General features: G+C 55.5%; 12 protein-coding genes. 6 read left to right on the top strand and 6 right to left on the bottom strand.

The window, feature by feature from the left end; all coding sequences use genetic code 11:
- Positions 1 to 5: 5 nt before the first annotated feature.
- Positions 6 to 929: a LacI family DNA-binding transcriptional regulator gene (locus tag ACQE32_RS04965; protein WP_427021417.1), complete on the top strand. Its 924-nt coding sequence runs from the start codon at positions 6 to 8 to the stop codon at positions 927 to 929.
- Positions 930 to 1,069: 140 nt separating this feature from the next.
- Here the strand turns inward: ACQE32_RS04965 and aldA are convergent, their stop codons facing one another.
- The gene (gene aldA, locus ACQE32_RS04970; RefSeq protein ID WP_427021418.1) at positions 1,070 to 2,506 is read right to left on the bottom strand and encodes an aldehyde dehydrogenase; all 1,437 of its coding nucleotides are present in this window, start codon (positions 2,504 to 2,506) and stop codon (positions 1,070 to 1,072) included.
- A gap of 397 nt (positions 2,507 to 2,903) precedes the next feature.
- On the opposite strand from aldA, the gene rhaT reads away from it, so the two are divergent.
- The gene (rhaT, locus tag ACQE32_RS04975; protein WP_250649991.1) at positions 2,904 to 3,938 is read left to right on the top strand and encodes an L-rhamnose/proton symporter RhaT; all 1,035 of its coding nucleotides are present in this window, start codon (positions 2,904 to 2,906) and stop codon (positions 3,936 to 3,938) included.
- Between the two features lie 114 nt (positions 3,939 to 4,052).
- On the opposite strand, the gene rhaR is transcribed toward rhaT, so the two are convergent.
- On the bottom strand, positions 4,053 to 4,922 hold the full coding sequence (gene rhaR, locus ACQE32_RS04980; RefSeq protein ID WP_427021419.1) for an HTH-type transcriptional activator RhaR: 870 nt from the start codon (positions 4,920 to 4,922) through the stop codon (positions 4,053 to 4,055).
- A gap of 12 nt (positions 4,923 to 4,934) precedes the next feature.
- Positions 4,935 to 5,759 (bottom strand): HTH-type transcriptional activator RhaS, encoded by an 825-nt coding sequence (gene rhaS / locus ACQE32_RS04985; protein ID WP_085071691.1) that lies wholly within the window; start codon positions 5,757 to 5,759, stop codon positions 4,935 to 4,937.
- Between the two features lie 298 nt (positions 5,760 to 6,057).
- Here rhaS and rhaB point away from each other — a divergent pair, with 298 nt between their 5' ends.
- The 4 genes from rhaB to rhaM are packed head-to-tail and all read left to right on the top strand — an operon-like array spanning position 6,058 to position 9,941.
- Positions 6,058 to 7,530, top strand: a complete 1,473-nt coding sequence (gene rhaB / locus ACQE32_RS04990) for a rhamnulokinase (protein WP_427021420.1) — start codon at positions 6,058 to 6,060, stop codon at positions 7,528 to 7,530.
- The gene (locus ACQE32_RS04995) at positions 7,527 to 8,783 is read left to right on the top strand and encodes an L-rhamnose isomerase (RefSeq protein WP_426972538.1); all 1,257 of its coding nucleotides are present in this window, start codon (positions 7,527 to 7,529) and stop codon (positions 8,781 to 8,783) included. Before rhaB ends, ACQE32_RS04995 begins: the two co-directional genes overlap by 4 nt.
- A gap of 11 nt (positions 8,784 to 8,794) precedes the next feature.
- A complete protein-coding gene (gene rhaD / locus ACQE32_RS05000) occupies positions 8,795 to 9,637 on the top strand; it encodes a rhamnulose-1-phosphate aldolase (protein WP_085071694.1) in 843 nt (280 codons plus the stop codon).
- A complete protein-coding gene (gene rhaM / locus ACQE32_RS05005; protein WP_426972539.1) occupies positions 9,627 to 9,941 on the top strand; it encodes an L-rhamnose mutarotase in 315 nt (104 codons plus the stop codon). Before rhaD ends, rhaM begins: the two co-directional genes overlap by 11 nt.
- 72 nt (positions 9,942 to 10,013) lie before the next feature.
- On the opposite strand, the gene ACQE32_RS05010 is transcribed toward rhaM, so the two are convergent.
- The 3 genes from ACQE32_RS05010 to ACQE32_RS05020 all read right to left on the bottom strand — a co-directional run bounded on the left by ACQE32_RS05010 (position 10,014) and on the right by ACQE32_RS05020 (position 13,473).
- Positions 10,014 to 11,195: a sugar transporter gene (locus ACQE32_RS05010; RefSeq protein WP_426972540.1), complete on the bottom strand. Its 1,182-nt coding sequence runs from the start codon at positions 11,193 to 11,195 to the stop codon at positions 10,014 to 10,016.
- Positions 11,196 to 11,436: 241 nt separating this feature from the next.
- Positions 11,437 to 11,775, bottom strand: coding sequence for a hypothetical protein (locus tag ACQE32_RS05015; RefSeq protein WP_426972541.1), 339 nt, complete (start codon positions 11,773 to 11,775; stop codon positions 11,437 to 11,439).
- Positions 11,776 to 12,051: 276 nt separating this feature from the next.
- Complete coding sequence (locus ACQE32_RS05020) at positions 12,052 to 13,473, bottom strand: MFS transporter (protein WP_426981717.1); 1,422 nt, start codon at positions 13,471 to 13,473, stop codon at positions 12,052 to 12,054.
- Positions 13,474 to 13,545: the final 72 nt, after the last annotated feature.

Genomic DNA, 13,545 nt, shown 5'->3' on the forward strand with positions numbered 1-13,545 from the left:
CCCTTATGGCGAGTATTAATGATGTTTCGCGCCTGGCAAAAGTATCAAAAGCCACCGTTTCCCGGGTGCTCAGCGGCAGTCGCGGCGTTAAGGAAGAGAGCCGCGACGCCGTGCTGCGCGCCGTTGAGAAGCTGAATTATAAACCGAACGTCATTGCGCAATCCTTAAGCTATCAGAAAACCCACTGTATCGGCGTGATCTGCGCAACTGAACATGTGCAGCAGGCTACCGGCTATCTGCAGGCGCTGGAAAAGGCGCTGAGCCAGGAGAGTAAACATCTGCTGCTGCGCTTTGCCAACAGCGCGCCGGCGGTTGCGCAGGCGATGGAAGAGCTGGGATCCGGACGCTGCGATGCGGTGATGGTGGTGGGGGCGCGCTTTGCGCTGCCGGATGAAGCAAAGCAGGCGGTGCTGATTGATTGTCTCGACGGCGGTGAAGGGCCACAGCTGGCCATTGACTACCAGTTCGCCAGCCTGACCGCCTGTCATTACCTTTTCAGCCAGCAGCGACGCAAAATCGTGCTGTTTAACTTTAGCCACGGTGAGGCGGAGCAGCAGGTGCTGGCAGGCTATTGCGATGCGCTGGAGAGCGTCGCGCTGCCTTATAACCGTCAGCTTATCTGCGGCCAGGAGGAATCGGTCAGCGTTGCGCTGCAAGCCCTTATCAATCGTCATACTGCATTTGATGCCTTACTGGTGACCGACTATATCAAAAGCCGTGAGGCGATTGCGCTGCTGCGTCGCTATCAGCGTCAGGTGCCGCAGGATGTGATGGTATTCAGCCTTGACGGCGCGGTGCCGGTGGTCGGCGCGCCAGATATGCCGCAAATGACGTGGCCGCTGGATATGCTGGCGCAGCGGGCGCTACAGTTGATCAGCGGAGAGCAGGCCTGTTTTCCTCCGTTGCGTGGCAGCCTGATTGCGCCCTGAGAGATGAGCTCAGAGGTTATGACATTGTCACTTTCTGTATGTGACAATGTCACTTACTGGCAGCCCGGCTTGATAGAGTGCGTGACCCCGGCAGAATAAGGCGAGTAGCGTGGATAGCGCCACGCCGCTCGCTTATCCACTTATTTAAACTGCAAATAGGCTACGTGGGTTTGCAGATACTCTTCCAGTCCATGACGGCCATCGGCACCGCCGATACCTGACTTACGCCAGCCCGCATGAAAACCCTGCATTGCCTCAAAATTTTCCCGGTTGATATAGGTTTCACCAAATTTCAGCTGGCGCAGGGCGATCATCGTGGTATTAAGGTTTTGCGTATAGAGCGAGGAGGTCAGGCCATATTCGCTGTCGTTAGCCAGCGCAATCGCCTCGTCCAGCGTGCGGAAAGTGGTAACCGGCAGGACCGGGCCGAAGATCTCCTCCTGCATAATCGCCATATCCTGTTTAACGCCGCTCAGGATCGTGGGCTGGAAGAAATAGCCGGTCTCGCCAGCGCGCTTCCCGCCGGTAATCAGCTGAGCGCCCTGTTGCAGCGCATGCGCCACTTTTTCTTCCACGCGCAGCAGGGCAGCGGCACTGATCAACGGCCCCATATCCACATCTTGCTGTTCCGCCGGATTACCCCAGGTTATCTTGCTGAAGGCCGTGGTCAGACGCGACATAAAGGCGTCATAGATGCCTTCCTGTACGTAAACGCGCTCGGCGCAGTTACAGACCTGGCCGGAGTTGATGATGCGTGAACTCACAATCGCTTTTACTGCCAGATCGAGATCGGCATCGTCCATCACAATCGCTGGCGCTTTGCCGCCCAGCTCCAGCGACACCTTAGTCACATTTTGCGCCGCCGCCGTCATGGTCTGAATTCCGGCATTGACGCTGCCGGTAAGGCTGACCATGCCTACCTTTGGATTGGCGGCCAGCTCCTGGCCCACCACCGGACCGTAGCCGAAAACAATATTAAGCACCCCTTTAGGCAACCCCACCTGCTGCGCAATCTCAGCAAATATCACCGCGTTGAGCGGGGTAACTTCGCTGGGCTTGAGCACAATGGTATTGCCGGTGATCAGTGCTGGCGCTGCTTTACGTGCAATCAGAAAGAAAGGAAAGTTCCACGGCAAAATGCCGGTCGTCACGCCAATCGCCTTTTTAAAGACGAAAATATTTTCATCAGGGCGATCGCTTTGCACGATTTCGCCCTCGTAACGGCGTGCCCACTCCGCCATATAGTCAAGATAGTCAGCGGTAAACAGCACTTCGGTTTGCGCCAGGCCCCGGGTTTTTCCCCCTTCGGCAACAATCGTTGCGGTCAGCTCCGGTTCACGCTGACGGATGGCGGCGGCGATTTTATGCAGCCAGACGCCACGCTCTACCGCCGGCAACGCTTCCCACTGCGGCTGTGCCGCCTCAGCCGCATCGATAGCGCGCTGCACATCTTCGCGGCTACCTTCCGGCACCTGAGCAATCACCGCTTCCGTTGCCGGATTGATTACCTCAATCCAGGCACCCTGATGAGACTGAAATTCGCCGTCGATATACATTTGTTTTTGAATAGTTGCCATTCATCCGCTCTCCGTTATCAATTCTGCTTTTTATGGTTAATAAAAAGATATGGAATTGTTTGATTTTGCCACCTTGACCTGGACGCAGAGATTTGACCTTCCGCTGAATGCCATTGCGCTTCAGGAACTGGCAAAAATACAGGGATTAACCTGACGAGGCTGGCATAACCTGAAATTCATCTTTTGAAGCAAGGGGTTAGCGCGGCGGCGGCTGCAATGGACGCAACAGGGTGATTGTAATGAATTTGTGATCGTTATCGCGGCCATCTGCTGATTTTTGCCACAAGGGGACACAGGCGGGCAGCCAGCGAAAGGCTGGTGAGGAAATGAACTCTTTAGACTCGCGGTAACCGGGAGAGTCTTCTCCTGCTGGCCTCAACCTTACGAAGGAATAACGATGAACAACGCAATCCTTGCCGGCATTCTCTGGCATCTGGTCGGTGCCGCCAGCGCCGCCTGCTTCTATGCCCCTTTTAAACGCGTCCGACACTGGTCATGGGAAACCATGTGGTCAGTGGGCGGCCTGATGTCCTGGTTAATTCTGCCCTGGGCGGTCAGCGCGGTGCTGTTGCCCGATTTCTGGGGCTATTTTCAACAGTTCAGCGCCGCGCAGCTGCTGCCGGTATTTTTGTTTGGCGCCATGTGGGGAATAGGCAACGTTAACTACGGGCTAACCATGCGCTATCTCGGTATGTCGATGGGGATTGGTATTGCCATCGGCATTACGCTGGTGGTCGGGACGTTGATGACGCCGCTTTTGCAGGGGCGTTTTATGGTGCTGTTCAGCTCCGCTGGCGGACGGATGACGCTGCTGGGCGTCCTGATTGCGCTGATCGGCGTGATTATTGTTTCCCGTGCCGGTTTCCTGAAAGAGCGTGCGCTGGGTATCAACGCGGAAGAGTTCAATCTGAAAAAGGGGCTGGTGCTGGCGGTGCTGTGCGGGATTTTTTCCGCCGGTATGTCATTCGCGATGGATGCGGCGAAACCGATGCATGAGGCTGCCGCCGCTGCCGGCATCAATCCCCTCTACGTCGCTTTGCCAAGCTATGTGGTGATCATGGGGGGCGGAGCGCTGGTAAACCTGGCCTGGTGCTTTGTCCGTCTGGCAGTGAAGCCGTCGCTGTCGCTAAAAGCTGATTTCTCGCTGGCGAAGCCGCTGCTGGGGGCGAATATTGCCTTTGCTATGCTGGGCGGCCTGATGTGGTATTTGCAGTTCTTTTTCTATGCCTGGGGTCACGCCAACATTCCGGCGCAGTATGACTTTGTCAGCTGGATGCTGCATATGAGCCTGTATGTGCTGTGCGGCGGCATAGTCGGGTTGCTGATGAAAGAGTGGCATGCGGTAGGACGTCGTCCGGTTCGTGTACTCTCTGTAGGTTGCCTGGTCATTATTCTGGCGGCAAATGTCGTTGGGATGGGAATGGCAGGCTAACGGGCAGAAGAGCCTGGCCGCACGGCAGGCTCTTCTGAGCGAATGCAGGGTTTGAGGTGGCATCAGGGAGAGCGGCGAAGGCTTTCACACAGCGGCGTTAAAAGCAAAATCGGGCTATTTTTGCTGTTCCGGCAGCGGCTGTGGCTTGCTGGCGCGCTCAAAACGCTGACGCCAGGCGCTGGGAGTGAACCCGGTTTCGCGGGTAAAAACGGCGGAAAAGTAGTTGCTGTCATCAAAGCCGCAGCGGAACGCCACCTCACCAATCAGCAGATCGGTATTGCGCAGCAGATATTTAGCCTGGCAGAGCTGCAGCTGACGCAGATAATGACCAATGGTCATGCCGGTTTGCTGGCGAAACAGCTGCTTCAGAGCGCGTTCGCTGAGCCGGTTATGCTGACAAAAAGCGGCAAGATCGAAGGGGCGGGCGGTGCTGGCCTGAATGGCGGACATCAGCAGATCGAGCTGCTCGCCTTCCGGCAGTTCGCCGGCGCGTTCGGCCACGTAGCGATGCCGCCGCAGAATAAGCGCCAGCTGCAGGAACAGCGCCTCCGCCAGCTGCATCGAGAGCATATCGGTTTTACGGCTCTCCTGCTCCAGCTGTACAATCACGCCGCGCGCCAGCGCCATGCCGCGCGTGGTTAAGCGCCAGTGGGCGCGATAGTCCGCGTCATCCAGCGGCAGCAGCTGGCTCCAGTCCAGCCCGAGCCGAAAGCGTTCCGGGCAATAGAGAATATTATCCAGCACCAGATCGTTTACCGACTCATAGCTGTGGCAGTCGCTGTGCTGGATATAGAACAGATCGCCGCAGGTCACCAGCCAGGGACGATCGTTAAGCACATGCAGACCGTTACCGCGCCAGACGATGACAATTTCGCTGAATTCATGACGATGAGGCGGAAAAGAGGGCTGCGGCGCCCGGTCGGCTACCGCCACCGGCATCGCTTCAGAGGGAAAATAGTCCGCCTTCGCCAGAATTAACCCCATGCTGTTCTCCTGTTACCACATCTGTTGTCGCTCAGCGCGCGGGGCGCAGCCAAATTCACGGCGAAACAGGGTCGAAAAATGATTGCTGTCGCCAAAGCCGCACTGAAATGCAATATCGGTAATCCGCATTTCGCTGTGGCGCAGCAGGTGACGCGCCTGCAAAAGGCGCAGCCGGTTAAGGTAGCGCTGCGGCGTACTGCCGGTTTGCTGTTTAAGCTGGCGATGGAGCGTGCGCAGCGAAAGTGAAAAGCGATCGGCCAACGCATCCCAGTCAATATCTTCACTGTAGTGTTCGTTTAGCCAGTCAAGTAGGCGCAACAGACGAGCCTCCTGCGCATCGCTCTCCTGTTCCCGGCAGCCCTGACGCAGCAAAACCAGCAGTTGCATAAAGGTGAGTTCCTGTTGCACACGCTGCTCTATGGCATCGCTGCCGTCAGGCTCCTGCAGCTGCGCTACCAGCGTTTTCGCCTGTGCCATCACCCGATTACTGATGCGCCAGTGGGAAGGGTAACGACCATCGCACTCCTGCGGCAGTAAATCCTCCAGCCCGGTCAGAAAGCGAAACGCCTGCGGTCCGCGCCACAGTACATTGGTCAGAAATAAATTTTCCGTTTGCTCATAAAGATGACGATCGTGATCGCGAACAAAACAGACGCAGCCGCCACACAGCGACTGGGGCTGGCCGTTAAAGATATGAATGCCGGCACCCTGTTCCACCAGCACGATTTCATGAAAATCATGATGATGTTCAGGGAACACGCTTTGCGGGGCGCGGGGTTCAATCGCGACCGGCAGATCGCCATCTGGAAAAAAATCGGCACTATGTAATACGGTCATGGTGCGTCCTCGTTGACCTCTGTGTGACCGATACTAGCCAGCGCGTGCTTAACTTACCTTGAATTTTGCACCGCAAAACAGGGTTAACCGGTTAATTTTTCAAGAAACAGCTGGAAATCTTCAGAATTGCGGCAAGGGTCACATCGTGTTGCGGCAACAGGGAACAACAGATCTGTGAGCTGCTTCACGCTCTTCTTTACGCCCCTGCCAGGCGGATTAAAACATTGGCACTGTCAGCAAGGTGCAGAATTCACCGCTTTTTACACTGGTGAGCATGTTTCATCAGGAAGCGAATCTTATGACGCACCGCAATTTTGTTGCCATCGACCTCGGCGCCTCCAGCGGCCGTATTATGCTGGCGCGCTACCAGCCGGAAACGCAGGCGCTTACGCTGGAGCAGGTTAGCCGCTTTGCGAATCAACGTTGTCAGATTGACGGGTATGACTGTTGGGATATCGACGCGCTGGAGCAGTCGATTCGTGCAGGACTGGAGCAGCTGCTGGCGAGCGGCGTGGTGCCGGACAGCATCGGCATCGATACCTGGGGCGTGGATATGATCATGCTCGACCAGGCCGGCGAACGCGTCGGCCTGCCGGTTTCCTATCGCGATAAACGCACTCACGGCCTAATGGCGCAGGCGCAGCGCGAACTTGGTCGTGATGTTATTTGGCAGCATACCGGCATCCAGTTCCTGCCCTTTAATACGCTTTATCAGCTGCGCGCCTTCAGCCAGGCACATCCTGAACAGCGGGATCGCGTCGCGCACGCCCTGATGATCCCCGATTATCTGCAGTACCGTTTGACCGGTCAGCTGAACTGGGAATATACCAACGCCAGCACCACGCAACTGCTGAATCTGGCTACCGGCGAGTGGGACAGCACGCTGCTGAACTGGGCTGGCGCGCACGCCGGGTGGTTTGGCAAGCCGCAGCTGCCCGGTATGCCCGTAGGGGAATGGCAGAGCCGCAGCGGCGCACGCATCCCGGTGGTCGCCGTCGCCACACACGATACCGCCAGCGCCGTGCTGGCGACACCGCTCGCCCACAGCGATGAAGCCTATCTTTGTTCAGGCACCTGGTCGCTGCTGGGTTTTGAAAGCCGCACGCCGTTCAATGACCACGCCGCGCTGGAGGCCAATATCACCAATGAGGGCGGAGCGGAGGGGCGCTATCGCGTTCTGAAAAACATTATGGGGCTCTGGCTGCTGCAGCGCATCTGCGATGAGCTGCAAATCGACAATCTTTGCGCACTGATTGATGAGGCTGCGCATTATCCCGCCTGTTTGTCGATTATCGACGCCAACGATGCGCGCTTTATCAATCCGGCCAGTATGGTGCGGGAAGTTCAGGATGCCTGCGTAGAGCAGGCGATGCCGGTGCCCCACAGTCCGGTAGCGCTGGCGCGCTGCATTTTCGATAGTCTGGCGCTGCTCTATCGGCAGGTCAGCGAGGAGCTGGCCGCGCTGCGCGGCACCGCTTTTACCCGTCTGCATATTGTGGGCGGCGGCAGTCAGAATCCGTTGCTGAATCAGCTCTGCGCCAACGCCTGCCAGTTGCCGATTAGCGTTGGCCCTGTTGAGGCCTCAACGCTGGGCAATGTCGGCAGCCAGCTGATTGCTCACGGCGAAATGGCGGATGTTAACGCTTTCCGCCGCTGCGTTGCCCGGAATTTTCCTTCTCATCTTATTCAACCTCTCTCAGACAGCGCGCTAACCGACGGCTGGTTGCGTTTTCAGGCGCTGAAACAACCGCGTAAGGAACTATGCTTATGACCAGGCTTACAGAACAGGCTTTTGAACTGGCGAAACAGCGCTATGCTGATAACGGCGTCGATGTCGAAGCCGCAATGGAGCAGCTGGATACCATCCCGGTATCTATGCATTGCTGGCAGGGGGACGATGTACGCGGTTTTGAAAATCCGCAGGGCGCGCTGACCGGCGGTATTCAGGCCACCGGTAACTATCCGGGCCGCGCGCGTAACGCCTCTGAGCTACGGGCAGATGTTGATGTGGCCCTGGAGCTGATCCCCGGCCCGAAACGCTTTAACCTGCACGCGATTTATCTGGAAAGCGACGGGCCGGTGGAGCGTAATGAGATCGAACCGCAGCACTTCGCTAACTGGGTGAGCTGGGCGAAAGAGCGTCAGCTGGGACTGGACTTCAACCCAACCTGTTTCTCCCATCCGCTGAGCGCCGACGGCTTTACGCTATCGCATGCGGATGAGCGCATTCGTCAGTTCTGGATCGATCACTGCAAAGCAAGCCGCAAAGTTTCCGCCTGGTTCGGCGAACAGCTGGGTACGCCCTCGGTCATGAATATCTGGGTGCCGGATGGCATGAAAGATGTAACCGTGGATCGTCTGGCTCCGCGTCAGCGGCTGATGCAGGCGCTGGATGAGGTGCTGAGCGAAAAGCTGAATCCGGCCCATCATATCGATGCTGTCGAGAGCAAGCTGTTCGGCATCGGGGCAGAGAGCTATACCGTGGGCTCTAATGAGTTTTACCTGGGCTATGCCACCAGCCGCCAGACCGCGCTGACGCTGGACGCTGGCCATTTCCATCCTACCGAAATGATCTCCGACAAAATCTCTGCCGTGATGCTCTATGTGCCGCGTCTGTTGCTGCACGTCAGCCGTCCGGTGCGCTGGGACAGCGATCATGTGGTGCTGCTGGATGATGAAACCCAGGCAATAGCGCATGAAATTGTGCGTCAGAAGCTGTTCGATAAGGTGCATATCGGCCTCGATTTCTTTGATGCCTCGATCAACCGCATCGCCGCCTGGGTTATCGGGACGCGTAATGCCAAAAAAGCGCTGTTGCGTGCGCTGCTGGAGCCAACCGGGAAGCTACACGCCATTGAAGCTGCCGGTGATTACACGGCACGCCTGGCGCTGCTGGAAGAGCAAAAATCACTGCCGTGGCAGGCGGTATGGGAAAGTTACTGTTTGCGCCACGATGTGCCGGCGGATGCAGGCTGGCTGCGCAGCGTGCGCGATTATGAAGAGCAGATCCTCAGTCAACGGTAAGGATGACACTTATGCAATCGATTCTTTCTTCCTGGTTTGTCCAGGGAATGGTTAAGGCCACCAGCGACATGTGGCTAAAAGGCTGGGATGAGCGCAACGGCGGTAATATAACCCTGCGCCTGCTGCCGGAAGAGGTAGCCGCATTCCAGCACGACTTCGTGGCTGAACCGCGCTGCATTGAACTGAGCCGGGCGGCACCGGGGCTGGCCAATGACTGGTTTATCGTGACCGGTTCCGGCAAGTTTTTTCGCAACGTGCAGCTCGATCCCGCTGACTCTCTGGCGCTGCTGCAGGTGGATGATAAAGGCCTCTCCTGTAAAATTCACTGGGGGCTGGTGAACGGTGGGGTGCCAACTTCCGAGCTGGCCTCCCATTTCCAGTCTCACAGCGTGCGCAAGCAGCTTACCAACGGCGCCGATCGGGTGATTATGCACTGCCATGCCACCAACTTTATGGCGCTGAGCTATGTTGTGGAGCTGGATCCGGCACGCTTTACCCGCCTGCTGTGGGAAGGCAGCACTGAATGTCTGGTGGTTTTCCCGGATGGCGTTGGCATTGTGCCCTGGATGGTGCCGGGCACCGATGAAATAGGCGATGCCACCGCTAAACAGATGCAGTCGCACAGCCTGGTGATGTGGCCTTTTCACGGTATTTTCGGCGCAGGGCCGACGCTGGATGAAACCTTCGGCCTGATCGATACCGCTGAGAAATCGTCGGAAGTGTTGGTAAAGGTCATCTCTATGGGGGGGCTGCGCCAGAGCATAACCACTGAACAACTGGTGGCGCTGGGTAAACGCTTTAACGTTAATCCCTGGCAGGCCGCACTGGATACGGGACCGGCCCATGTTGCGTAAAGCCTTTGTGATGCAGGTTTATCCAGACTGCCATGAAACCTATCAGCAGCGCCACTCGCCTGTCTGGCCTGAACTGGAGCAGACGCTAAAGGCGCATGGGGCGCATCACTACAGCATTTTTCTGGATGAGCAGCGCAGCCTGTTGTTTGCCTGTGTGGAAATTGAATCGGAAGAACGCTGGGAAGCGATAGCGCAGACTGAGATCTGCCAGCGCTGGTGGGCATCAATGCGTGAGCTTATGCCCTCAAATGCAGATAATAGTCCGGTAAGCCAGCCGCTGAAGCCCGTATTTTATCTGGAGTAGCGGGCAGGTTATCACCCCGCACGACGTTAAACGGACGCAATAATGAAGGGGCCGAATGGCCCCTTCATTCATTTAACCATTGCTGCGTAGCTGAGGATAGCGCCGGAAAATAAAGATGCACCAGAACAGCGCCAGCAGGCCAAGGATACCGCCGACATTGCCGACATCTGCCATTTTGAAATGTAGGCTGACCTGATTACCTAACAGCGCACCTGCGCCTATGCCAATGTTATAGATGCCGGAAAAAAGCGACATCGCCACATCGGTAGCGTCCGGGGCCAGCGACAGCACGCGTACCTGCATCGCCAGGCCAATGGTCATCATGCCCATACCCCAGACCACACAGAGCACGGAAACCGCAACCGGATGAACCGCTGCGAACAGCAACAGCCCCATGCACAATGTAATCAGTCCGATAGCGCTCAGCAGCAGCGCGGAAGGGAATCTGTTGCCCAGCAGGCTAAAGATAATACTGCCAACAATGCCCGCTGTGCCAAAAATCAACAACAGGAAAGTAGTAAAGTTTTCCCCCTGTGAGGCAATCACCTGCATAAAGGGTTCGATATAGCTGTAGGCGGTATAGTGAGCGGTGACCACCAGCGTAACCAGCAGATACATGCCGACCAGCGCCGGACGTCTGAACAGCATCGGCACGCTACTGAGCGAGCCGGTATGCTCACTTGGCAGCTTCGGCAGCAGCTTAATCAACATCAGCATCAGTACCAACGCCGACGCGCCGATCATACCGAAGGTCATACGCCAGCCAAGATACTGGCCGATAATGCGTCCAATCGGCACGCCCAACACCATCGCCAGTGCGGTGCCGGTAGCCAGCATGCTGAGCGCCTGAGTTTTCTTGCCGGCAGGGGCAACGCGGATCGCCAGCGAGGCGGTAATCGACCAGAAGATAGCGTGTGCCAGCGCAATACCAATGCGTGACAGCACCAGTACCGGGAAACTCCAGGCCAGCAGCGACAGGATATGGCTCAGGGTAAACAGCAGGAAAAGTACCGTCAGCAACAGCCGGCGCTCTATATTGCGTGTTGCCAGCATGAGCGGGAGCGACATTAATGCCACTACCCAGGCATAGATGGTCAACATAATGCCTACTTCAGGCGTTTCCATGGAAAATGACGCGGCGATATCAGAAAGCAGACCCACCGGCACAAATTCGGTGGTGTTGAATATAAAAGCTGCGACAGCCAGCAGAACAACGCGTAGCCAGGCCGTTTTACGGGAAACAGATGTTTGCATAGGAATAAATGGATGCCAGACGTGTTAACAGAATTGATGATTTCATCACCAAAAGGTGATTTACATCACATTTAATGACTATTGTGGTCGATTTACAGCAAGAGTGAAACAGTGCGATAAAAAAATATCCTTACAAACATCCGTCTAACCTGAAAGGGCGCGACGGTAGGATATCCGGCTCTGGCAGTCTGAAGGGGTTCAGCGGCGCCAGAGCCTGAAGCTGTGTGTGTAGTCTGCAACGTTAGCAGGAAGAGAGTGCAGTAATAGATGTCTGATTTTTATGGGATTCTTTTTTCTTTTTTGGCAGAGGGCAGCAGTTTTTGCATCCTTCAGCACGGGCGTAATACTTTTTTGCCTGCTTGATCGCATCAAGCGGCGCATAGAAAGTGCCTAAGAAAAAGCGATCGTTTTCAGGCGCGAGCGAAGCACAGTGGGCGGAATGAACCCGATAAACACCTGACGAGCCAGCCTTGATATTAACGTAATAAAATTTCCCCATGATGCGTTCTCTGTTGATGAAATATTTTGCAACATGGTTATTTAATATAGTGCGTTTTTTCAAAAAGCCCAGTAAAAACAAAAATAGCGTTCTCAGAACGCTAAAAAAATAATGACAGACGTTTTTTTATTTATAAAATACTTTAATAAACAGATAGTTAATTTTATTTATCATGACTTAATGGGTGGTGAAAAGAAAAATGAGACGGTAATTTTTATGTGAAGAACATTAGCGTCAAATTAATTGAATGAGAATTGTTAATATTTTTCAATATTTATGAGTGGTTGCTTGTTGTTAATATTTCATCAGCGACTATCCGGTCAATAATAATAAAAGACCGGATAATCCATCCTGGTACTACCTGGACGTTCTGGCTGCCTGACAGGAAGCGACAAAGGTGCGTTTTGAGCCTAAGGTACGCAGCACCAGAACCAACATCAGCAGCCATTCCGCTGCCAGCGTAGCCAGCACTGCCTGTTGATAATCTCCCTGCTGTAGCATTTGCGTAAACAGCGAGCCCAGCGCCATGGGGCCCATACCAAATGCAGCCTGTTGCACCGTAGACAGGGTAGCACTACCGGCCCCGGCATAATCGCTAGGGACGTCAGCCATGCCAATACGATAAAACGTGCTGACAATAAGCGCCTGACCACCGCCGATAATCGCTGTTGCGGGTATCAGGGTGAAGATATTTACCGTTAACCAGCCGTAGTAAAAGGTTGCCATCAATAACAATAAGCCGCTCATCTGTATAACGCAGCCCAGCAGCAGGGTATGGCGTTTACCCAGCTTTTCCACAATCCGCGTCGAACTGACGGAAACGATAAAGTAGGTCGCGCCTAAAGCAATAAAAGCGTTGCCGGATGAAAAAGCGCTCATACCAATGCCTGACTGCAGCGTGAGAGCGACGGCAAACATAAAACCGCTCCAGCAGCTAAAAAACAGCACTGCCAGGCTGATGCCGAAACGCATACTGGGCAAGCGCAACAGTACCGGAGGCAGCAACGGCGCGCCGCCACGCTTTTCCAGCGCGATTTCTGTTCGCCACAGTTGTATCAGCAGCAGCGGGAACAGCATCAACAGCAACAGGCACGGCCATGACCAGTGCAGCACCGGCCCGAGTGCCAGCGCCACCATCAAACTGCCGGTTGCGCCCGCGAGCAGCAACGTTCCGGCTTTATCGATCGGCAACGGCTGAGCATTGCGGGTTTCAGGGATAAAACGCCTTGCGGTCAATAAGATCACCAGGCAAACCGGCAGGTTGATCAAAAATACGCTGCGCCAGCCGTAACCGGCAATATTTGCGCCGATCAAAAAGCCACCCAGCACCTGACCGATAATAAAGGCCAGCCCGCCAATGCCTCCATACAGACCAATCGCCCGCGCATGTTCGCGTCCCTGCAGCGTAACGTGCAGCGTGGCCAGAATTTGCGGCACCACCAGCGCTGCGCCAATGCCCTGGAGCGCGCGCGCCAGCAGCAGCGTAATAACATTGTTTGCCAGGCCACACAGCAGCGAGGCCAGAGCAAATAACCAAACGCCGCTGATAAACAGGCGACGACGGCCAAAGTTATCGCCCAGGCGGCTACCCATCGCCAGACAGACGGCAAAGGTGATGCCATAAATCGCGACGATCAACGCCAGCTCAATGGCGGTTGCGTGCAGGCTGGCGGCCATCGCATCCAGCGCAACGTTAACAATGGAGAAATCAATCATTGGCAGCAGTTGACCGGCGAGCAAAACCATCAGTCCGGCTTTTCTTAACGTTGTCGTGTTCATAACGCTTCTCTTGTTTTTGTTACAGGTGGGGCTTAGCATCAACCATTGATTAAACGGGTACCAGTTTTTGCT

Source organism: Pantoea sp. FN0302 (assembly GCF_050113775.1).
In the GTDB taxonomy this organism is placed as follows: domain Bacteria; phylum Pseudomonadota; class Gammaproteobacteria; order Enterobacterales; family Enterobacteriaceae; genus Mixta; species Mixta alhagi.